General features: G+C 38.6%; 22 protein-coding genes and 1 pseudogene. 6 read left to right on the top strand and 17 right to left on the bottom strand.

Going from position 1 to position 20,902, the window contains the following annotated elements:
- Nucleotides 1–179: 179 nt before the first annotated feature.
- The 10 genes and pseudogenes from AA650_RS26435 to AA650_RS11930 form a co-directional block, all read right to left on the bottom strand.
- Entirely contained in the window at nucleotides 180–335 is a 156-nt protein-coding gene (locus AA650_RS26435) for a GmrSD restriction endonuclease domain-containing protein (RefSeq protein ID WP_233455576.1), read from the bottom strand.
- Nucleotides 336–693: 358 nt separating this feature from the next.
- Nucleotides 694–798: a DUF4351 domain-containing protein gene (locus tag AA650_RS27890; protein ID WP_152540522.1), complete on the bottom strand. Its 105-nt coding sequence runs from the start codon at nucleotides 796–798 to the stop codon at nucleotides 694–696.
- A gap of 96 nt (nucleotides 799–894) precedes the next feature.
- Nucleotides 895–1,236 carry a type II toxin-antitoxin system PemK/MazF family toxin gene (locus AA650_RS11965; RefSeq protein ID WP_027404955.1) on the bottom strand — a complete coding sequence of 114 codons (342 nt, stop codon included), beginning with the start codon at nucleotides 1,234–1,236 and terminating at the stop codon, nucleotides 895–897.
- Nucleotides 1,233–1,466, bottom strand: coding sequence for a hypothetical protein (locus AA650_RS11960; protein ID WP_027404956.1), 234 nt, complete (start codon nucleotides 1,464–1,466; stop codon nucleotides 1,233–1,235). The genes AA650_RS11965 and AA650_RS11960 overlap by 4 nt, the downstream gene beginning before the upstream one ends.
- Nucleotides 1,467–1,599: 133 nt before the next feature.
- A pseudogene (locus AA650_RS29460) lies at nucleotides 1,600–1,686 on the bottom strand (hypothetical protein); the annotation flags it as partial.
- A gap of 23 nt (nucleotides 1,687–1,709) precedes the next feature.
- Complete coding sequence (gene mutT / locus AA650_RS11955) at nucleotides 1,710–2,138, bottom strand: 8-oxo-dGTP diphosphatase MutT (protein WP_053539193.1); 429 nt, start codon at nucleotides 2,136–2,138, stop codon at nucleotides 1,710–1,712.
- A gap of 98 nt (nucleotides 2,139–2,236) precedes the next feature.
- Entirely contained in the window at nucleotides 2,237–2,581 is a 345-nt protein-coding gene (locus AA650_RS11950) for a DUF760 domain-containing protein (RefSeq protein WP_053539192.1), read from the bottom strand.
- 246 nt (nucleotides 2,582–2,827) lie between these two features.
- Complete coding sequence (locus tag AA650_RS11945; protein ID WP_053539191.1) at nucleotides 2,828–3,784, bottom strand: RNA polymerase sigma factor, RpoD/SigA family; 957 nt, start codon at nucleotides 3,782–3,784, stop codon at nucleotides 2,828–2,830.
- Between the two features lie 688 nt (nucleotides 3,785–4,472).
- Nucleotides 4,473–7,727: a carbamoyl-phosphate synthase large subunit gene (gene carB, locus AA650_RS11940; protein WP_053539190.1), complete on the bottom strand. Its 3,255-nt coding sequence runs from the start codon at nucleotides 7,725–7,727 to the stop codon at nucleotides 4,473–4,475.
- A 459-nt stretch (nucleotides 7,728–8,186) separates the two neighbouring features.
- Nucleotides 8,187–8,741 carry a Dps family protein gene (locus AA650_RS11930; RefSeq protein WP_053539188.1) on the bottom strand — a complete coding sequence of 185 codons (555 nt, stop codon included), beginning with the start codon at nucleotides 8,739–8,741 and terminating at the stop codon, nucleotides 8,187–8,189.
- Between the two features lie 361 nt (nucleotides 8,742–9,102).
- Between AA650_RS11930 and AA650_RS11925 the strand changes: the two genes are divergently transcribed.
- Together AA650_RS11925 and AA650_RS11920 are read left to right on the top strand one after the other, a co-directional pair.
- Nucleotides 9,103–9,360 (top strand): Asr1405/Asl0597 family protein, encoded by a 258-nt coding sequence (locus AA650_RS11925; protein WP_053539187.1) that lies wholly within the window; start codon nucleotides 9,103–9,105, stop codon nucleotides 9,358–9,360.
- A gap of 20 nt (nucleotides 9,361–9,380) precedes the next feature.
- Nucleotides 9,381–10,001 carry a (2Fe-2S) ferredoxin domain-containing protein gene (locus AA650_RS11920; protein WP_053539186.1) on the top strand — a complete coding sequence of 207 codons (621 nt, stop codon included), beginning with the start codon at nucleotides 9,381–9,383 and terminating at the stop codon, nucleotides 9,999–10,001.
- An 82-nt stretch (nucleotides 10,002–10,083) separates the two neighbouring features.
- On the opposite strand, the gene AA650_RS11915 is transcribed toward AA650_RS11920, so the two are convergent.
- The 5 genes from AA650_RS11915 to AA650_RS11895 form a co-directional block, all read right to left on the bottom strand.
- Nucleotides 10,084–10,791 (bottom strand): precorrin-2 C(20)-methyltransferase, encoded by a 708-nt coding sequence (locus AA650_RS11915; protein ID WP_053539185.1) that lies wholly within the window; start codon nucleotides 10,789–10,791, stop codon nucleotides 10,084–10,086.
- Entirely contained in the window at nucleotides 10,791–11,417 is a 627-nt protein-coding gene (locus AA650_RS11910; RefSeq protein ID WP_039202415.1) for a precorrin-8X methylmutase, read from the bottom strand. Before AA650_RS11910 ends, AA650_RS11915 begins: the two co-directional genes overlap by 1 nt.
- 7 nt (nucleotides 11,418–11,424) lie before the next feature.
- Nucleotides 11,425–12,882, bottom strand: a complete 1,458-nt coding sequence (gene cobG / locus AA650_RS11905) for a precorrin-3B synthase (protein WP_053539184.1) — start codon at nucleotides 12,880–12,882, stop codon at nucleotides 11,425–11,427.
- Nucleotides 12,883–13,207: 325 nt separating this feature from the next.
- Nucleotides 13,208–14,563, bottom strand: coding sequence for a bifunctional UDP-N-acetylglucosamine diphosphorylase/glucosamine-1-phosphate N-acetyltransferase GlmU (gene glmU, locus AA650_RS11900; RefSeq protein ID WP_053539183.1), 1,356 nt, complete (start codon nucleotides 14,561–14,563; stop codon nucleotides 13,208–13,210).
- 69 nt (nucleotides 14,564–14,632) lie between these two features.
- Nucleotides 14,633–15,556 carry a tRNA (5-methylaminomethyl-2-thiouridine)(34)-methyltransferase MnmD gene (locus AA650_RS11895; protein ID WP_053539182.1) on the bottom strand — a complete coding sequence of 308 codons (924 nt, stop codon included), beginning with the start codon at nucleotides 15,554–15,556 and terminating at the stop codon, nucleotides 14,633–14,635.
- A 111-nt stretch (nucleotides 15,557–15,667) separates the two neighbouring features.
- Here AA650_RS11895 and AA650_RS11890 point away from each other — a divergent pair, with 111 nt between their 5' ends.
- Entirely contained in the window at nucleotides 15,668–16,483 is an 816-nt protein-coding gene (locus AA650_RS11890) for a sulfurtransferase (RefSeq protein ID WP_053539181.1), read from the top strand.
- A 173-nt stretch (nucleotides 16,484–16,656) separates the two neighbouring features.
- Complete coding sequence (gor, locus tag AA650_RS11885; protein WP_053539180.1) at nucleotides 16,657–18,036, top strand: glutathione-disulfide reductase; 1,380 nt, start codon at nucleotides 16,657–16,659, stop codon at nucleotides 18,034–18,036.
- An 82-nt stretch (nucleotides 18,037–18,118) separates the two neighbouring features.
- Here gor and AA650_RS11880 read toward each other — a convergent pair whose 3' ends face one another.
- Both AA650_RS11880 and AA650_RS27885 read right to left on the bottom strand, forming a co-directional pair.
- Complete coding sequence (locus AA650_RS11880; protein ID WP_411762927.1) at nucleotides 18,119–18,343, bottom strand: DUF6887 family protein; 225 nt, start codon at nucleotides 18,341–18,343, stop codon at nucleotides 18,119–18,121.
- Entirely contained in the window at nucleotides 18,328–18,501 is a 174-nt protein-coding gene (locus tag AA650_RS27885) for a DUF6888 family protein (RefSeq protein WP_168465800.1), read from the bottom strand. Before AA650_RS27885 ends, AA650_RS11880 begins: the two co-directional genes overlap by 16 nt.
- A 107-nt stretch (nucleotides 18,502–18,608) precedes the next feature.
- Here AA650_RS27885 and dcm point away from each other — a divergent pair, with 107 nt between their 5' ends.
- Nucleotides 18,609–19,595 carry a DNA (cytosine-5-)-methyltransferase gene (gene dcm / locus AA650_RS11875; protein WP_053539179.1) on the top strand — a complete coding sequence of 329 codons (987 nt, stop codon included), beginning with the start codon at nucleotides 18,609–18,611 and terminating at the stop codon, nucleotides 19,593–19,595.
- A gap of 172 nt (nucleotides 19,596–19,767) precedes the next feature.
- A complete protein-coding gene (locus AA650_RS11870) occupies nucleotides 19,768–20,901 on the top strand; it encodes a histidinol-phosphate transaminase (protein WP_053539178.1) in 1,134 nt (377 codons plus the stop codon).
- Nucleotide 20,902 lies beyond the last annotated feature (1 nt).

Genomic DNA, 20,902 nt, shown 5'->3' with positions numbered 1-20,902 from the left:
TTCTTAATTTAATCTTTTGTAAATAATGATAATTTATCAAAGAAGTCGGGGATCTAAATGCAGGTTTAACGATGTCCAAATATTGGGAAGATTTGATAATATTCTTTACCCATAGACATCGCTAGGCTAACCGTATATATGGTATCTAAACTTACATTTATAAAAATTGTTTACAGGATTTACAAGTATATTTGTACTATAAAAGAATAAATGTGATCATTCCATAGAGATTCCCACTGAGATTTTTTCCAACTGTAGGCTCTCTGAAACAAGGGAACAACATACTGTTTATTACCTTCAATAATCTCTTGCAGCTTAGTTTCTGATGCTTGCATGGTTAATGTACTCTGATTTACTCGATAGTTATGCTTTTAGTATAAAAGAATCTTGTATAAATAGCACAAGATAGCGTAACAAAATTAAACATCAAATATATCCAGGGAATAAATTCCCTGTCTAAAAGCAAAGGTCGGTTAAAACCGACTCATAAAAAATATCGGTTCTACCGCTCCCCTTATGGAGAAGAATATTAATTTTTGTAGGTTGGGTTGAGGGACGAAACCCAACACCCCTTACTATCCTACCGCTAATGTTGGGTTTCACTTCGTTCTACCCAACCTACAATAAATGTTGTTTTACATAAAGGGAACGGTAGAGCCAAAATATCTTTTCCTCTTTGCGTGAGAAAATATTTTAACTTTGATTCACCATCCAAATTACCAAATTATCAGGTTGTGAAAAATCCAAAATAGCTTCCGAAATCTCATCTAAATTTTCACCTGATAACTCTTGAGTCATATATCTATGCTTGCATACAAAAGGGAGAAAACTCGGTTCAATTCCGAGGCAGTCCATTTACATTTTGCGTATTTGCTTGGGAAAAACCCTAAACTTTCATAAACTATCTAACTTGGCCAAAGATATTTTCACACAATTACAAACACCAAGCCAATCACGCTCTGACAAATGACCAATTAAACTAAAATTAGCTGAAGGTGGCAGTGTCACAATATAACTGCGAAAAATAGACGCAACTCGTAAACCAGCCTCATTCCAATCTTGAAGTATATAGTCAGTAATACCTAATGCAGTTGTTTGAGAAGTAATTAATCCAATGATAACATCAGGACGATTTGCGTGATAAATTACAGATGATAAAACTACAGCCGGACGGCGTTTAATACCTGTAGCGCCAGGAAAATCAACCGTTACCACATCCCCAGGATTAAATTTCACTGTGTTATTTCCTCACTTTCTGGAAATATCGAAGCAGCATATTGTAAAGAAAAAGAGGTGATATCAAGTTGGTCTTCTTCTGTCCAAGTATGACTTTCATCAATAACAGACAAATTTTTCTCAGCTAAATTATTTTCTAAAGCGTTGAGAATGAGTCTAGCAATTATATCTTGTTCGGTTTCAGGAAGTTGCTTTATTTGTTTAATGGCTTCTTCAAGTAATTGAGTCATAGTTTTTACCGCTAATCATTATCTATTATACTAGATATAAGACAGCCAGGGAATAAATTCCCTGTCTAAAAGCAAAAGTCGGTTAAAACCGACTCATAAAAAATATCTTTTCCTCTTTGCGTGAGAAAACATTTTAACTTTGATTGGCTATCCAAATTACCAAATTATCAGGTTGTGAAAAATCCAAAATAGCTTCCGAAAGCTCATCTAAATTTTCACCTGATAACTCTTGAGTTTATGACTCTAACTTTGCAGATTTTGATTGTGATATTTCCTCAAAGCCGCAATAATTTCCCCATTCGCTTCTGGAAAAGTAAAATTATCCAATTCATCCAAACTCACCCAACGAATTTCATCGCATTCTATCGCTTGAGGAACACCCGCTAAATGCTGAGAATGATGGACTGTTAAAGTTACTCGTAAATGAGTGTAAGTATGATCAATAGTAATTAGATGTTCTCCAACGGCAATTTCTATGCCTAATTCTTCAGCAATTTCTCGTTTAATACATTCTTGAATAGTTTCACCAATTTCAATTTTTCCCCCTGGAAATTCCCATAAACCACCCATTGCACCTGTAGGTAAGCGTCTATCAATTAATATCTGTTTTTGGTCATTCCAAATAACAGCAACACCAATAATTTTATGAGGGATAGAAATACTTTCATTCATATAATTACCAATTATCAATAAATAACAAAAAAAACTCGGTAGATTAATTATATCTCTACTGAGTTGATATTTATTTTGATAATTTTCCTACAAAAATACTATTCAACTTCGCTACTGTTAGCTTCTGTTCCTTGAATAACTGTATCAAAACCCATTCTTTGTTCTGCATTGCGTAAAAAATAGCCACTAATCATAGCTGATGCTAATAAGCGACCCAAGTTTTCCCGACTAGTAGAAATAGTAATCCCGAACTGTTCAGAAGGGAGATTTCCTAAAAGTCCGATAATATTCCGTTCCATTACCTGCAAAACTTCCGTAGAAGTAGGTTTAGATAATTGGTTAACTGTTTCTGGACTTAATGATTTAACATATTGCCATAATAAATTACTTGTTTCCGACTCACTATTAAAAAATTCTGATACTCGATTAGATTTGTTACTCACGTTTGACCTCCTGTACTGCCACTATTAACGACGGTGTTTGTGACTGGAATAACTTGTAGTTATTGCTTATTCGATCTAGTTGACTATTATATAATTCATGTCAACCAATCTAACAGTTTATTCCTTTCGAGGGAGTCGGTTTAACCGTACTAAAATGGGAGTGTTTTTCACATATTGAGTGAGTATGGGTGGGGAAACTCCACCCACAAAGCAAAAAATAACTGACCATTAACTGATAACAACTGACTAACTGGCAAGATACTCATTCATAGTTGCTTTAGATTTGCGAAGTTTGTTGAGGGCTTCACGTTCAATTTGGCGGACTCGTTCCCGGCTAATATTCAGGATTTCACCAATTTTAGCCAAAGTTAAGGATTGCCCATCTACTAAACCAAAGCGGAGACTAATGACTTCCTTTTGCTGGGGTGTGAGTTCTGACATCATTCTTTCTAAGTCATAGGATAGGGAAGTTTGCATGACAAAATCTTCCGGTGTTGCCCCTGTGTCTTCTAGCATTTCTCCCAGTTCAGTGTCATAGTTATCTCCCAGACGTAAATCTAGAGATAATGGTAGACGGGCTTTTTCTAGGTACTCTCGCACCTGTTTGGGTGTTAAATCTAGTTCTTGGGATAATTCCGCTACTGTGGGCGCACGTCCTAGACCTTGGGATAGTTGCCGCTGGGCTTTTTTAATTTTGTTGAGTTTTTCCGTAATATGAATGGGCAAGCGAATAGTCCGGGCTTTTTCGGCGATCGCCCGAGTAATGGCTTGACGTATCCACCAATAGGCATAGGTAGAAAATCTGTACCCTTTGGTAGGGTCAAATTTTTCTACACCCCGTTGCATTCCGATACTGCCTTCTTGAATCAGATCAAGTAAGTCAACATTACGTTTAATGTACTTTTTGGCAACGGACACGACTAAACGGAGATTGGCTTCTACCATTTTCCGTTTGGCTATTTCACCAACAGCGATCGCTTGATTTAATTCTGATACTTCTATACCAGAGGCTGCTGCCCATTCTTCTACAGTTGGTTCATGACCTAACTGGGTAGCCAGACCTTCCCGGATCTCATGCAAGGCAGTAGATCGTTGCACCTGTTTACCATAAAAAATCTCTTCTTCGTGGGTGAGGAGTGGCACACGGCCAATCTCACGCAGGTAAGTCCGCACGAGGTCGGTGGCTGATTGAGCGGTCTTCATGGCGCTACTCTTGGGTAATGGTGGGTTTGCTGATAGGGTCGTTAACGAAATAATGTTTTGAGATTTGTCGCACCCGATAAACTCAGGTTGCCCATATTTGGGTAAATTAGGTACTTCACTGCCAAACGTTACATCTGTCTCCTTGTTTCCACAAGTATCTATAGTTAGATACACAGTAGCAAGTCAAACATTTTTTGTGTTTTCGGGAATATTAATAATTGTAACATTTATGAGAATAATTTGACTATAGGGAAACCCGCACTTCGGCAGTAATGTGAGATGACCTCAGACTCTGAAATTACTGAACGGCATACATTTCCTTAAATAACGGCTAATCCTCTAGCGGAAAAATAGCTTCCTCATATTTGTTAAAATATCTCAATGATAACGATAATGATTTTTTTGTAACAATTGCTTAATAATGTCGGACTATGATTTTTAGGATTATTTTGATGAAGATGAGGAAAACGTCTGAACTATGATTTTTCTGATTATTTTGATTAATATGAGGGATTTTCCCGATAAATCCGCAGGATTCATCATAAAAATCATCAAAGGTCTGAACTATGATTCTTGTGATTCTTTTAATTAAGATGATATATCTGTCGTAAAAATCATAGATTTATGCGAAAAACTAGCCAAATAATCATAAAAATCATCAAAATCACAAAAATCATAGTTTAGACAATTAACTCCTTGGACAGTATTCTTGGATCACCTTGACATCCAAAGTTGTATTTTGCAGAGAACGGATAGCTGCGGCTGTGGCTCTAGCACCTGCAATAGTGGTAATAATGGGGATTTTGTAGCCTAATGCGGTGCGACGAATTAACTTAGAATCGGCATGAGCTTCTTCTCCAGAAGGTGTGTTGATGATCAGTTGAATGTTGCCATTTTTAATGGCATCCAGGACATGAGGACGACCTTCATGGAGTTTGAGAACTGATTTTACCTCTAACCCTTGTTCTTGCAAGACTTGGCGTGTCCCTTGGGTAGCCATGATTGTAAAGCCTAACTTAATAAACTCCTTAATGACATCTGCTGCGAGAGGTTTGTCTCTGTCACTCATGGAAACAAATACAGTTCCTTGAAGCGGTAATTTTTCCCCTGCGCCTAATTCTGCTTTGGCAAAGGCGCGACCGAAATCGCTGTCAATACCCATTACTTCGCCAGTTGAGCGCATTTCTGGACCCAAAATGGTATCTGTACCAGGGAACTTACTAAATGGTAAAACCGCTTCTTTAACAGCAATATGAGAGGGAATGACTTCTTTGGTAAATTTCACTTCCTCTAAGGTTTTCCCCGACATAATTAAGGATGCAAGTTTCGCTAATTGTACCCCTGTAGCTTTAGATACAAAGGGAACAGTCCGTGATGCTCTGGGGTTAGCTTCTAAAATATACACTTGGGGAGAATAGCCATTTGCACCGACTACGGCAAATTGAATATTCATCAACCCAACTACAGATAGAGCTTGTGCTAGTTGAACTGTCCATAAACGGATTTGGTTGAGGACTGCGGGAGAGAGGGAAATGGAAGGTAAGGAACAAGCTGAGTCACCGGAGTGAATCCCCGCTTGTTCGATGTGTTCCATGATGCCACCAATGACGACATTACCAGTATGATCGGCGATCGCATCTACATCCACTTCAATGGCGTTTTCTAAGAACTTATCAATTAAAATCGGGTGATCTGGTTCTACTTGCACAGCAAAGGTCATGTAACGTTCTAATTCAGTATCGGAATAAACGATTTCCATCGCCCTTCCCCCCAATACATAACTAGGACGGACTACTACAGGATAGCCAATGCGCTTGGCAACAATTAAAGCATCTTCATAGCTTCTCGCCATACCATTAGGTGGTTGGGCGATATTTAATTCTTGCAGAATCTTTTCAAACCGTTCCCTGTTTTCCGCCATATCTATAGAATCGGGAGATGTTCCCCAAATCTTGGTGATACTATTGGAGTTTTGTAAATACTCTTGCAGGGGAACGGCTAATTTTAATGGTGTTTGTCCACCGAATTGGACAATTATCCCCACGGGGTTTTCGGCTTCGATGATGTTGAGAACGTCTTCTTTAGTTAAGGGTTCAAAATACAGGCGATCGCTGGTATCGTAATCTGTAGAAACTGTTTCTGGGTTAGAATTGACCATAATTGTTTCATACCCGGCATCATGTAGAGAATATGCAGCATGACAACAACAATAATCAAACTCAATTCCTTGACCAATGCGGTTTGGACCACCACCCAAAATCATCACCTTGGGTTTATCTGTTGGTAATACTTCCGTTTCTTCTTCGTAGGTAGAATAGTAATATGGAGTCAGGGCTTCAAATTCAGCAGCACAGGTATCAACGGTTTTGTAAACTGGGATGACTTCTAGCTGTTTGCGATATGTGCGAACTTCATCTTCTTTGGTTTTTGTAGCATAAGCTATTTGGCGATCGCTAAAACCATTTCTTTTGACATCATACATTTGCGCTTTTGTCAACTGTTTTAGAGGAGTGCGTTTGAGAAATTTTTCTATTTCTAAAATTTCTTGTAATTTATCTAAAAACCAAGGGTCAATTGCTGTTAGTTCGTAGATTTCCTCATTACTCATTCCTAGCTGCATAGCATGACGCACAGAAAAGATGCGTTCTGGGTTAGGAGTCCGCAATTGGGCGCGAATTTGTTCACCACTGGGCAATTTTTCCGCCTTATCACAACCCCAACCAGCGCGTCCGGTTTCTAAAGAACGCAAAGCTTTTTGAAAGGATTCGTTAAATGTCCGGCCAATAGCCATTGCTTCCCCTACAGACTTCATTTGGGTAGTTAAAATCGCTTCTGAACCAGGGAATTTTTCAAACGCAAACCGGGGAATTTTCGTAACCACATAATCAATTGTCGGTTCAAAGGAAGCGGGGGTTTTTTTGGTGATATCGTTTTGTAGTTCATTCAAAGTATAACCCACAGCTAACTTCGCCGCGATTTTGGCAATGGGAAACCCTGTCGCTTTGGAAGATAAAGCCGAACTGCGGGAGACGCGGGGGTTCATTTCAATTACCACTACGTCACCATTCACGGGATTTACCGCAAACTGAATATTAGAACCGCCGGTTTCTACACCAATTTCCCGGATAATTTTAATGGCCATATCCCGTAACCGTTGATATTCTTTATCGGTCAGGGTTTGGGCGGGGGCGACGGTGATAGAATCCCCTGTATGAATCCCCATAGGGTCGAGATTTTCAATAGAACAGATAATGACGACGTTATCGGCTAAATCCCGCATTACTTCCAATTCATACTCTTTCCAACCCAATAAAGATTGGTCAATGAGAATTTGGGAAACGGGACTAGCATCAATTCCTACTTGTGCCATTTCTTCAAATTCTTCTTGATTGTAGGCGATACCGCCACCAGTCCCCCCCATTGTAAAGGCTGGACGGATAATTAAAGGATATGTGCCAATTTGCAGAGCGATCGCTTTTGATTCGTCTAAAGTGGAAGCTGTACCACTGGGACATACTGCAACCCCAATTTTAGCCATAGCCTCATTAAACAGTTTCCTGTCTTCGGCTTTTTCAATTGCGGGTAATTTTGCACCAATTAACTCGACGTTGTATTTCTCCAAAACGCCATTTTTTGCCAATGCTACAGCCAAGTTGAGGGCGGTTTGTCCTCCCATTGTTGGCAATAAAGCATCTGGGCGTTCTTTGGCAATGACTTTTTCCACTATTTCCGGTGTCAACGGTTCAATATAGGTGCGGTCGGCGGTTTCCGGGTCGGTCATGATTGTCGCTGGGTTGGAGTTTACCAGCACGACTTCATAGCCTTCTTCTCGCAAGGCTTTACAGGCTTGAGTTCCAGAGTAGTCAAATTCACAGGCTTGACCAATCACAATTGGTCCTGAACCTAACAGGAGAATTTTTTTGAGGTCTTGACGACGGGGCATAGTTTTTACCTTAGATGACAAAAATACAAATCTTGACTATTTTAAGGGTCTTTATGTCATGATTATCAACTTTTCCGGGTAGCGGTTGCGTTAAGGAGAAGAATTTATGGGAATGGGGGATTTTTGGGAATGGTTTTTACGTTTTTTTTCTCACGCAGAGGCGCAGAGGCACGGAGAGAATTTAATTGTTTATTTATTCGTTATGGATTATAACAATAAAGCTGCACAGATAATTAATTTATCTTTCTTTATCTGCGTTTATCTCCGTTCATCTGCGTTCGATAATTTATTTTTAGATATATAAAATAGGCAATAAAAATAAATCGTTTCAAATGGCTAACATAAAAAATGGCAGAAAGTGTAAATTATTCTTTCTGCCAAAATGATTAAGTTTGTGAAATTCTCAATTACTAAAAATTTATTCAGTCTTGATTTAGTTAAATCGAGATTATGAAAAGTTTAATTTTCAGCCCTTTGCACAAAACCCAAGGTTAAACTATCTTTCGCTAGGAAGTGAGCTAAGTGATAAGCTCTTTCTTCAGTTTTTAAGAGAATTTTTTCGTACAAATAGCGTGTGCCTCTATCGCCTAAACTCTCAGCCTGTGCGGCTTGGCGGCGAATTACTCCAATTAATGCTTGTTCGGCAACTAGGTTATTTTCTACCATCTTTCGAGCAGAAAATACGCCATCTGCTTCTGGTTCAAAACAGCATAATTCAGCTAATTTGCTGAAACTTGCTGCTGGAATTCCACCTAAACCATTCAAGCGCTCGCCAATTTCGTGGATGTGATCTTGTACTTCTTTGTAGCTGGCGTTAAAGAATTCATGCAGTGAATTGAATTCTGCACCTTCAACCACAAAATGATGTTTTTGGTATTGTAAATATAATGCCTGAAAACTAGCTAATACGACATTAAATCCTTCGACAACTGGCGCAGTGACACTGTGATCTAGTAAGACGGGATTGTCATAAACCTGACCAAAGTTGTGTAATATAGTTTGCGTATCAGACATGGTTCTCCTCTTTTTTTTACAGTTATGATTTTTAACTGCTTACTCCTCACATATTAGCATTTTCAAAATAAAATCAAGGCTACTAAATCTAAAAAACTTTGGCATTATTAGTAATCGTAAGTATCAATTTTTTTTCATATATCTGTGCTTAAAGATATATATTTGGTATTTATCTTGACTTCAATCTCAAAGTGTGCATATCTCTCAACAAAGAAAAAATGAGATTTTTTCTCAAAATTAATGACAATATTTTGCAGTTAGTGTATCCTAATAAAAGAGGCTAAACTCCGACTAAATCACAAATTTAGACGATGAGTTTTTAGTTTTACTGCAACTTTATGGCATTTTGAGGGCTACTCGCTTGAAATCTTTCAGTTCAGACACAGATAGAAAGCACGTTATTGATATAAATTGGGCAGACCGTTGGCAGGTTTATCAACGCTTACAAGAATTAGATATAATTTGTGTTTGTCAGACTAATCAGCCCTTAACCGTAGAAATAAATAACCCTGCCGCAGCTATTCAGCTTTGGAGTGTAATTCAACAATTCACTGCTTCTCGTCAAGACTTGATTGGGAATCTTGAAAATTGTTGGCGTTGTCGTTACCAAAAATTTTAGTGAGAAAAATAGGTTGAAAAATGAATATATCTACTAATTCAGCAGTCACAGAATTTTGTTTTGAAGGCAGATTTCTAGATTTTGTGATTAAGGATGGATATAAGCTGAGAGGATTGTTATTAGGGACTTCTGAGGGTGAATTTTATATAAAATTAGCCAAGCATTTACGGAGTGCTTTTGATTTGCGGTTAGCTAAAGGGACCTGGCTGCAAGTTGTGGGGACAAAACAATATAATCCGAAAAAAGATCAGGTAACTCTCGTAGCAGAAAGAGTTATGGCTGCAAGTTCCGATATGGGAATAGTTGCAGCACAGAATCAAATTAAGACGAAACCTGCTAAAACACAAACAATTTTAGTTTGTCAAAAATCTGATTGTATGAAGCGTGGTGGTAAAGCTTTGTGTCAAGCTTTGGAGTCGGAGTTAATAAACAGCGGGTTAGAAAATTCAGTCACGATTAAAGGTACTGGCTGTATGAAAAACTGTAAATCTGGTCCTAATTTAGTTATGCCCGATAAAACTCGTTATAGTAAAATTCAAGCTGTCCAAGTTCCCGCTTTAATAGATAAGCATTTTTCTGATAAAAGTCAGGACAAAGCAAAAAATATGCCAGAAAATATACACACTCTTGTTAAAGTTTAGTTATCTTGAGGATGCAATACGATTGAGGGCGCAGTCCCTGCGCCCCTACAGGTTTTACAATTTGCTTCTGACTCCTTGACAACTACAACTTATTTTTAGTAGGGATAATAATCATCGAGAAATAAGGTACATCAAGAGGGTCAACTTCGTCAAGAGGTAATATGCGCTGTTGTGTAGTTGTAGCGCGTTCAATGTATCTAGCCCGTGAAGCTAGTCCTAATTCATGGAGAATATCCCTGACTTTGAGAAAATGGCGACCAAGTTTCATAATAGCCGCCGCGTCAGTGGCTAGGAGTTGGCTAATTAAGGCTTCTCTGGGTAATGGTGCAGGTAAAACCGTGAGGACATCATTGTAATAGGTAAATGGTAAACCTAAAGCCACGGGACAAGCCATGAGAGAGGAAACTCCGGGGACGACTTCTGTTTTATACTTATCAGCCAATCTGGTAAAAAGATACATGAAAGAGCCGTAGAAAAACGGATCTCCTTCACAGATAACTACCACATCCCGACCTGCTGCTAAATGGTCAGCAATGGGTTGAGTTTCTTGGTCATAGATAGATTTAGCCTTTTCTGGTTCTAAGGCGCGAGGAAGATGAAAGGCTACCTCAATCTGACTATGATCCAAGTATGGAGAGACAATTTTTCTGGCGATACTTTCTTTATTTGTTGCTGATTGATAAGCAATAACTGGGGCAGAACGGAGGAGACGCAAGGCTTTTAAGGTGATGAGTTCAGGGTCTCCAGGTCCCACACCAATTCCATAAAGACGACCTCCAGGGTTAGTCATTATTCTTCCTCACTAGCTAAGGCGTTAACAGCAGCAGCAGCGATCGCACTTCCGCCCCGTCTTCCATGTAAAGTTAAAAATGGTACGTTGCGGCTATCTGCGGCTAATGCGGCTTTTGATTCGGCTGCACCCACGAAACCAACAGGAAAGCCCAAGATTAACGCCGGTCGAGGAACTCCCTCGTCTAGCATTTCTAATAACCTAAATAGGGCTGTAGGTGCATTCCCAATCACCACAATTGCCCCTTCTATGTGGAAACGCCAGAATTCTAAAGCTGCTGCTGACCTTGTATTTCTTAATCTTTTGGCTAGTTGTGGTACTTCTGGATCATTGAGGGTGCAAAGAACTTTATTATTTTTGGGTAATCTTTTTTTGGTAACACCTTCGGCTACCATGTAAGAATCACACAAAATCGGTGCGCCGGCAATTAGGGCTTTTTTCCCGGATGCTACCGCTGTAGATGAATATTCTAAGTCTTTGACAATATCCGTCATTCCACAGGCATGAATCATGCGAACAGCAACTTTTGCTACATCTTCAGGGAATCTTTCGAGATTGGACTCTGACCGAATAATTTCAAAGGAATTACGATATATTTCGCTACCATCACGGATGTAATCAAACATGATATTTTCAGGTTGTAAAGGTTAAATTGGGCGTTGTTTGGCTAAATAGTTGATTTAATTGATGGCTATGACGATCAATAAATTGTCCAAAAGTTTCGTGTAAACTTAGACGTTGTTTTTGATACACTGCCAGCATTTCTTGAATCAAAATCGGAATTTTCGCTATAGTCACATATTCATAAAGTAAATGACCAAGAACATACACTTGATAAGCGGGAAAAGTTGCTTTTGCGGTTTCTGTAATAATACCAAGTAAGGTAATATCAGCTTGAGTGTGTTGAGCGCAAGATTTACTGCAACCACTAAAGTGAATATTCACAGGTGAGTCTAGAATCATCAGATTTTCTAGGTATTTTGCCAAGTTTATGGCATCATCTTTAGTTTCTGTGGCCGCAGCAGCACAACCCTTTTTACCGGAACAAGCTACTAGGAAACTTTTGATGTTGGTTGGTGATGAGTTTAAACCTAAATTGGCAATTTGTTGATCAACTTCGCTAATTTGATTTTGGGGAATATCGGTTAATAGTAAGTTTTGCCAAGGTGTTAACCTGATATTATCATCGCCATACCTTTTGGCAATATTAGCTAAACCCCTAATTTGCGAAGTTTCTAATCTTCCCAGGGGTAAGACTATGCCGATATAATATAATCCGGTTTGGCGTTGGGGATAAATACCAATATGAGTTTTTTCTCGCAGAGGCGCGGAGGCGCAGAGAGGAGTTTTTGTAAAGTTCAATATATCTGAGTTGAGGTTTTCTTGGATTTGATGAAGATATTCTTTGACTGTGATCTTATTGATTATTTCTCGTAAGCGTAGTTTACGGCGGTTTCTAGTATCTATGTGTTTGAGGTAAGTTTGCGCTAAGGCTGCTAAAGCTGTTGTTGTCTCTTCTGGTTTGAATAAGATTCCTGTATCCTGTGCTGGTTGTCCTTTTTCTCCATAACTGAGATATAACCGCAAATATACATTACGGTTAATTATTTCTGCTGCCAATATAATATCATTGGGTTGATATTTTACAGCAACTTTGCCTCCACCATCAAAGCAAACGCTAAATTTTGCCGATAATTCGGAAAGTTGAGAATGTGCGGTAATATATTTTTCCCAGGCTTTCACTAAGGGACGAGTATCTAGTAATTCTTCACCATCAATACCCGCTGTGGGATTGGTCATGATGTTGCGGATATGATCTATTTTGGCATTGGTAGAGGCTAAACCTAATGCTTGTAATTTTTTCAGAACCTCAACATTTATGCTGTTTTTAATTTCTCTAATTTGAATATTGGCGCGGTTAGTAATATCAATATAACCACTGCCATAATTATCAGCAATATCTGCGATCGCCTGAAATTGGTTATAATTGATGATTCCCCCTGGTATTCTCAACCGATAAAGAAGACCATCCTGGGCGGCTGTGTTGTAAAATAATCCTGGACAAGCGGTAAATGGAATTTGCAAAATCATGACTCCTTCTCTGTGTGACGCAGAGACAGAACGGAAGTGAACACTTGAGAGTTAGCATTCTGACTTACTCAACTTGGGATTTTGGATTTTTAGTTAAACTCCAATCATCTCTAAATTGCTTTACAGTTGCGGCACAGTCCCGGAATTGAACCGAAGTTTCCTAACTCTAAGATTTAGTAGCTTACCATGAGATGGTATTTTTGGCTATTGTCCATAAATTTTGTTTCGCGCAAAGGTGCAAATGCAAGAGTTTAATTCCATACTTTACAAATTTAATCAAACCTCTTTGTGAAGAGGTGCGTTGGTAAACGCACCCTAGAAAATATTAACTGTCAGTTTTCATTTTCCAATCTGGTTTGACTACCTGACGACTTCTAGCAATTACCAAAGAATCATCTGGGACATCTTCTGTCACCGTTGAACCTGCGGCTATGTAGACATCATTACCGACAGTAATAGGTGCAACTAACACAGTATTAGAACCGATTTTGCTGCGATCGCCTATAGTTGTTCTATGTTTCTTCACACCGTCATAATTAGCAGTGATTGTCCCCGCACCGACATTGACCTGAGTTCCTGTTGTGGTATCGCCTAAATACGATAAGTGTGCTACATTAGTGCGATCGCCTAATTGGGCATTTTTCAACTCCACAAAATTACCAATTCTGCAACCTACACCCACCTCAGCGTGACCACGTAAATGTGCGTAAGGTCCAATTCGAGTTTGAGATTGAATCACACTATCTGTAATTACAGAATAGAGAACCGTGACATTTTCACCCAACTCACTATTCTCAATTAAACTTCCCGGACCAATGCGACTACCAGCTTGAATTACCGTTCTTCCTCGCAAATGAGTTTGCGGTTCAAGAATCACATCCGGCTGTAATTCCACCGTTTCATCAATAGTAATACTTGCCGGATCAATTAACGTCACACCTGCTAACAACCATTTTTCCTTAATCCGTTTTTGTAAAATATCATTAGCAGTTGCTAATTGCAATCTATCATTAATTCCCAAAATTTCTTGATTATCTTTCACATCTACAGCCATTACCTTACCAACTTGAGTAACAGCATCAGTTAGGTAATATTCTTTTTGAGAATTATTAGCTTGCAAATCTGGTAAGATCTTAGCCAAATCAGGCCAATGAAAACAGTAAATACCAGCATTTACCCGATCATTTTCTCTTTGGTTAGGAGTACAATCTTTATCCTCAACTATTTTTTGGACAATACCCTCACTATTCCGAAAAACCCTACCATAACCTTGAGGATTTGCTAGTTGTGCAGTCAGAATAGTACAGGAATTTTGATTTTCTTGGTGAGTTTGTAAGAGGTTTTTTAAAGTTTCTGTCCGTAACAAAGGCACATCACCATTTAAAATCAATAAATCCCCAGTATAACCCTCTAAATGGGGAAGTAATTGTTGGATAGCATGACCTGTGCCTAATTGTACAGCCTGTTCTACAAATTCCACACCATAAATAGAATCCATAGCTGTTTTTACTTCTGTGGACTGATAACCAACAATCACTAACTTACGGGCAGGTGAAAGAGGTTCAGCACTTTCAATAACGCGTTCAACTAAAGATCTTCCACCCAAGCAATGTAAAACCTTGGGTAGATTAGATTTCATTCTTGTTCCTTTTCCAGCGGCGAGAATTGCTACAACAACCATAATTAAATATCAGTGAATTTGCGATAAATGCTTTTTTAATTTGCTTCCTTCCACGCCAGATCATATCAGTTAATCATTGCTAACTGTTGACTGTTCAGGCAAAATCTCCTGCGGTGTTGACGATCTTAACCACCTTTTGCGCCACTGTGAACTTGATTCCAATGTAGAGACTTGAATTTCTTCTTGTCGTCGGTTGAGTATCATTGCCGCAGTATCACTCAAATTAGGATCTCGATAAGGAATAGCAGCACGAGTTAATAAATGTTCGGCTTCAGTTTGGGAAAGAGGCGGCAAATAGGATATAGTTGATTCCTCTTCATGTTGAGGATGTCCCGCAATAGTCCCCGGAGTCCGTCTTCCTATCGGTGGAGTAGAACTGACAACCAAACCCGCAGCTAACAGCGCAGTCCGTACCGCCGCAGCACAGGAATAAGTAGCTAGTAACCCATTCTCCTGCAAGCATTCGGATACTTTTTGTATAAATTCCAGAGTCCATAATTGTGGACATTGCGGAGGTGAAAAGGGGTCAAGAAAAATTGCATCTGCTTGAAAGCCTGATTCATGTACTTGGAGGATTAAGTTTCTAGCATCACCAATTAGTAAAGTAGCTTGCAAATAATCTATGTGGATTTGATGTTCAAACGCTATTTGAGTTAAAATTTTTATATATTTGTCGTCCCAACCATTAAATAACTGATGGTTAATTGCCGCTTGGGGGACAATGGGATTTAGTTCTAACCCAATCAATTCCACATGGCAACGAGGATTTACTTGCCAAATTGTCTGTAAAGCTGCCGCTGTGTTGTATCCTAGACCATAACAAATATCTAACAGCCGCACAAATCCTGTTTCGGCTAATATTGGTAATCGAGTCGGAATCGCAAATTTCAGCAAACTTTCCTGTTTTGCTCCATAGTGACTATGAAAGGCTTCATTAAACTCTGTGGAAAAAAAGGTAAAAGAACCATCTTGCGTTTGTTGGGGTGTAAACATTTTAGGATTTTAGGAGTCAGGAGGTAGGGGCGCAGGGCCTGCGCCCAGTCAGGAGAAAGAAGAAAGAAGAAAGAAGAATAGTTTTCACCAATTACCAATTACCAATTACCCATGAATAATCAATTTATTGTTTCTCCAGAATGGCTGTTTGAAAATCTCAATAATTCTCAAGTTGTGATTGTTGATTGTCGGTTTTCTTTAGCTGATAGCCAATTAGGAAAACAACAGTATCAAACTAATCATATCCCAGGCTCTTATTATTTAGACTTAAATCAAGATTTATCTAGTCCTGTGCAAGAACATGGGGGCAGACATCCTTTACCAAATATCACAGAATTAGCTGAAAAGTTATCAGCAATTGGGGTAAATTCCCAAAAAACTTTAGTAGTGGCTTATGATGATTCTCGCTTGGCTTTTGCCTCTCGTTTATGGTGGTTATTGCGGTATTTAGGACATGAACAAGTAGCTGTTTTAGATGGCGGCTTTGACCGCTGGCAAAAAGCGGGTTATGCCATTACAGATGTTATTCCTACTGCGGAAAGAGGAACATTTATTCCCCAATTACAAGCGGATAAAGTTGTAGATTTTACTTATGTCAAAAATCACCAAGATAGTCAAAGTGTGGTTTTAATAGACTCTAGGGAAGGAGAACGTTATCGAGGAGAAAAAGAACCAATTGATAAAATTGCTGGACATATTCCCGGTGCTGTTAATTATCCTTGGCAAGAAGTAACGGACGCTTCTGGGTGCGTAATTCCCCAGTTAGAACAATCTCAACGGTGGCAAAATATAGATACAAATAAAGAAATTTTAGTTTATTGTGGTTCTGGTGTCACAGCTTGTGTAAATTTACTTTCTTTAGCCATAGCTGGAATTCCCACCGCTAAACTTTACGCTGGTAGTTGGAGTGATTGGATTAGTTATTAGTCAATTCTCAGATCCCCGACTTCTTCTTTGATAATGTCAATAAGTGATGAATCAATCCTAGAAGTCGGGGATCTGGTTTTATATTTTTAGTTGTCAGCTACGCTAGATTAAATCTAGGCAATCTGACTATATATAGTTCAACAGCCTATTTTTAGTTAAAAAAGTAGAAATTTATGACTTTTGATTACGACTTGTTTGTGATTGGTGCTGGTTCTGGGGGTTTGGCGGCTTCTAAACGGGCGGCTAGTTATGGTGCAAAAGTGGCGATCGCCGAATATGATTTAGTTGGTGGTACTTGCGTAATTCGTGGTTGTGTCCCCAAAAAACTCATGGTTTATGGTTCTCACTTCCCCGCCCAATTCCAAGAAGCCGCCGGTTATGGTTGGACAGTAGGAGATGTAAAATTTGACTGGGAACATTTCATCACATCCATAGATAAAGAAGTTAACAGACTATCAGCACTTCACATCAGCTTTTTAGAAAAAGCCGGAGTAGAATTAATTTCCGGTCGTGCTACCTTCATAGACCCCCACACAGTTGAAGTCAATGGAAAACAATATACAGCCGCGAAAATTTTAATTGCTGTCGGTGGTCGTCCCGTTAAACCAGAGATTCCAGGTATAGAACACGCCATTACTTCCAATGAAATCTTCCACCTGAAAACTCAACCCAAACATATCGCTATTATTGGTTCTGGTTATATCGGTAGTGAATTTGCCTGTATCATGCGCGGTTTGGGTTCAGAAGTCACCCAGATTATCCGCAAAGAGCAAATTTTGAATGGTTTTGATCAGGATATTTGCACCAGTATCCAAGAGGGAATGAGTAATCATGGCATTCGCATTGTTGCAAATACTGAGGTGACAGCCATAGAAAAAGTGGACGCAGGACTGAAATTAACTTTATCTGGAGACAATCAAGAACCAATCATTGCTGATGTATTTTTAATAGCAACCGGTCGCAGTCCTAATATTGAAGGATTAGGCTTAGAAAATGCCCAACTTGATTGTGTTCCCAGTTCTGAAGAAGAACCAGGATACAGCACCTCAAATGCTATAGCCGTCAATGAATATAGTCAAACTTGCCAACCCCATATTTATGCTGTTGGTGATGTCACAGACCGCCTAAATTTAACCCCCGTCGCCATTGGTGAAGGACGTGCCTTTGCTGATACTGAATTTGGCAACAACCGCCGCGAATTTAGTCACGAAACCGTTGCTACGGCCGTATTCACCACCCCAGAAGCTGCAACAGTCGGGTTAACAGAAGCCCAAGCTAGAGACAAATTCGGTGATGATAACATCAAAATTTATCGTACCAGCTTCCGCCCCATGTACTACACTTTGGCAGGTAAGCAAGAAAAAACCATGATGAAGCTAATAGTAGATACTAGCACTGATAAAATTCTAGGCGCTCACATGGTAGGAGATAGTGCCGCAGAAATTATTCAAGGTGTCGCTATTGCAGTAAAAATGGGTGCAACCAAAGCTGATTTTGATGCCACTGTAGGTATTCATCCCTCCGCAGCAGAGGAATTTGTCACTATGAGATAATTGTATTTGGTAGGGGTTTAGCAGTGCTAAACCCTGACAATTGTGATAGATTTAGTTTGCGTATATTTCATCAAAGTGAAAACTATTGGTATTTAGTTTCAGCCAATTTTTCTTTAATTAAGTTCTCCACTTGCTGCAACTCATGATTTGATTTTGGTATATCAAAAATCTCGCTGGGAGTTTCTGAAGCAAAACGATCAATAAATGTATGAAATGCTGCTTTATCATTGGGGTGAGCAATTATATAAGCTCTTAATTCAGTTTTAGTCATGCTAATAAAGTTAGGTATAATCACAAAAACCTCCATAAACCATTAGGATATATTTCTATTTCTATGTTATCTCCTGCCAAGATAAACAGATTACCTGTGCGCTCATCTAAACGGACGATGAAAATAGGTGTAAATGTATTTGTCAAGGTTTGACAGAGAATAACACATCTAATACTTTGTTCGGAAGTTGGCAAGATATATTTACCTCCTAATTATATAACTTAAATAATTATATTGCATCAAGGTTGATAACCGCTATAAAGGCGTGATATTATTTTCTTTGAATAAATGATGATAACAAATGATCAAATTTATAGACTTATTTAGTGGTACAGGTGGATTTAGATTAGCAATTGAAAAGATTTGTCATAATTATAAAATTGATTCTCAATGTGTTTTTTCCAGTGATATTGATATAAATGCCCAAAAAATCTATTCAGAAAACTTTGGAGAAACACCCATAGGAGATATTACCAAAATTGACGAAAATGATATTCCTGACCATGATATATTATTAGGTGGTTTTCCTTGTCAACCCTTTAGCATTTGTGGAGAACTAAAAGGATTTGAAGATACCAGAGGAACATTATTTTTTGATATTGCCAGAATTATTAAAAATAAACAACCGTCAGCCTTTATATTAGAAAATGTCAAACAATTACAAGGACATCAACAGGGGCAAACATTAAAAATAATTATTAATACCTTACAAGAATTAGGCTATTATACAGATTATAAAATTCTCAATGCTCTTAATTTCGGTTTACCACAAAAACGAGAAAGAATTTTAATCGTCGGCTTAAAAAATCAAAATCATTATCATAACTTTAATTGGCCATTAATCAAAATGCCCATGCAGCCCTTGTCAGAAATATTAGAAAAATCTGTTTCTGAATTTTATTATGCTTCCGAAAAAATTCGCCAAAATCGGTTACAAAAAGTCAAAACTGAGCAAAAATATGAGCAACCAACAATATGGCATGAAAATAAATCTGGTAATATTAGTATACATCCTTATTCCTGTGCATTAAGAGCAGGAGCATCTTATAATTATTTATTAGTCAATGGCGAAAGAAGATTAACCGAAAGAGAAATGTTGAGGTTGCAAGGTTTTCCAGAATCTTATAAAATAGTGGGCAGTTACCAAACTATGCGAAAATTAACTGGTAATGCGATCGCTATTCCTTGTGTTGCTACTGTGATTGATTCTGTAATTAATGCAATATTAGTAAATCTGAATGTTAAAAAAATTTCTCATTCCCATACTCTGTATGGGAATGAAGTCTAGAAAGCTCTGCCTTCATTTTCTCGTTTTCTCATTCCCATACTCTGTATGGGAATGAATTATAGAAGGCTCTGCCTTCATTCTCCATAACAGTAGAGGCAGAGCCTCTGTGATAGTATTCCCAGTCAGAGACTGGGAACAAGATATATAATCACCAATTATCAATCAATGACAAATGCTTAAATTTATTCGTTCCGATTTATCCCAACTTAACGCTTATAAAGCTCATCCTGGTAGTGATAGTGCTGAACCAGTCGCTATCCAATTTGACAGATTAGATACTAATGAAAGTCCTTTAGATTTACCACCGGAAATCAAAGAAAAATTAGCCTGGACTTATCAACAAATTATTGAAACTAATCGTTATCCTGATGGTGGACACGAAACTCTAAAAAATGCCATTTCCCAATATGTCAATGAATCAGCAAATCTAGAAAATTCAACTTTCACCGCTGCGAATATTTCCGTCGGTAATGGTTCAGATGAATTAATTAGATCCCTATTAATTGCTACCTGTTTAGGGGGAGAAGGTTCTATACTAGTCGCCAATCCTACCTTTTCCATGTATGGAATTTTAGCTCAGACTTTAGGCATTCCTGTAGTTACAGTAGGCAGAAATCACAGCAACTTTGAAACTGATTTAACAGCCGCAAAATCGGCAATTTCCCAAACACAAAATCCGCCCATTCGCGTCGTTTTTGTTGTTCACCCCAATTCCCCTACCGCTAATTCTTTAACAGCAGCGGAACTAGAATGGTTAAAAAGTTTACCAGAAGAAATTTTAGTAGTTATTGACGAAGCATACTTTGAATTTAGTCAAACCACCTTAGCTGGAGAATTATTACAGCGTCCTAACTGGGTAATATTACGCACCTTTTCTAAAGCCTTTCGTCTGGCTGCCATGCGTGTAGGCTATTGTATCGCTCATCCAGAGGCGATCGCAATTTTAGAAAAAGTTCGTCTTCCCTACAATCTTCCCAGTTTTTCCATCGCCGCCGCCCTCATGGCATTAGAAAATCGGCAACTTTTGCTAGAGTCAATCCCCCAAACCCTCAGCGAAAGAACGAAAATGATCACAGCCTTATCTGCACACCCAACCCTGGAAATTACACCCAGCAGCACCAACTTTATTTACTTGCGGATTAAAACCGATGACTCTCAATTATCAACCACCGTTTTAACAAATCTCAACCAAAAACTGAGAAATCAAGGGACTCTGATTAGACTTTTACCCAATGGCTTAAGAATCACTATCGGTACACCCGCAGAAAACACCCGCACCCTGGAGCGAATACAAGCATTATTGTAAA

The organism is Anabaena sp. WA102, from assembly GCF_001277295.1.
GTDB lineage: Bacteria > Cyanobacteriota > Cyanobacteriia > Cyanobacteriales > Nostocaceae > Dolichospermum > Dolichospermum heterosporum.
This window is presented reverse-complemented; position numbering and strand designations above follow the sequence as displayed.

Coding starts and splice junctions, on each gene's coding strand:
- AA650_RS11920 (WP_053539186.1), top strand. CDS start 9,381: ATGAATATATCTACTAATTCAGCAGTCACAGAATTTTGTTTTGAAGGC.
- AA650_RS11895 (WP_053539182.1), bottom strand. CDS start 15,556: ATGTTTACACCCCAACAAACGCAAGATGGTTCTTTTACCTTTTTTTCC.
- gor (WP_053539180.1), top strand. CDS start 16,657: ATGACTTTTGATTACGACTTGTTTGTGATTGGTGCTGGTTCTGGGGGT.
- AA650_RS26435 (WP_233455576.1), bottom strand. CDS start 335: ATGCAAGCATCAGAAACTAAGCTGCAAGAGATTATTGAAGGTAATAAA.
- cobG (WP_053539184.1), bottom strand. CDS start 12,882: ATGATTTTGCAAATTCCATTTACCGCTTGTCCAGGATTATTTTACAAC.
- AA650_RS11915 (WP_053539185.1), bottom strand. CDS start 10,791: ATGACTAACCCTGGAGGTCGTCTTTATGGAATTGGTGTGGGACCTGGA.
- glmU (WP_053539183.1), bottom strand. CDS start 14,563: ATGGTTGTTGTAGCAATTCTCGCCGCTGGAAAAGGAACAAGAATGAAA.
- AA650_RS11945 (WP_053539191.1), bottom strand. CDS start 3,784: ATGAAGACCGCTCAATCAGCCACCGACCTCGTGCGGACTTACCTGCGT.
- dcm (WP_053539179.1), top strand. CDS start 18,609: ATGATCAAATTTATAGACTTATTTAGTGGTACAGGTGGATTTAGATTA.
- mutT (WP_053539193.1), bottom strand. CDS start 2,138: ATGAATGAAAGTATTTCTATCCCTCATAAAATTATTGGTGTTGCTGTT.
- AA650_RS27890 (WP_152540522.1), bottom strand. CDS start 798: ATGACTCAAGAGTTATCAGGTGAAAATTTAGATGAGATTTCGGAAGCT.
- AA650_RS11870 (WP_053539178.1), top strand. CDS start 19,768: ATGCTTAAATTTATTCGTTCCGATTTATCCCAACTTAACGCTTATAAA.
- AA650_RS11930 (WP_053539188.1), bottom strand. CDS start 8,741: ATGTCTGATACGCAAACTATATTACACAACTTTGGTCAGGTTTATGAC.
- AA650_RS11890 (WP_053539181.1), top strand. CDS start 15,668: ATGAATAATCAATTTATTGTTTCTCCAGAATGGCTGTTTGAAAATCTC.
- AA650_RS11910 (WP_039202415.1), bottom strand. CDS start 11,417: ATGTTTGATTACATCCGTGATGGTAGCGAAATATATCGTAATTCCTTT.
- carB (WP_053539190.1), bottom strand. CDS start 7,727: ATGCCCCGTCGTCAAGACCTCAAAAAAATTCTCCTGTTAGGTTCAGGA.
- AA650_RS11880 (WP_411762927.1), bottom strand. CDS start 18,343: ATGGAGGTTTTTGTGATTATACCTAACTTTATTAGCATGACTAAAACT.
- AA650_RS11960 (WP_027404956.1), bottom strand. CDS start 1,466: ATGACTCAATTACTTGAAGAAGCCATTAAACAAATAAAGCAACTTCCT.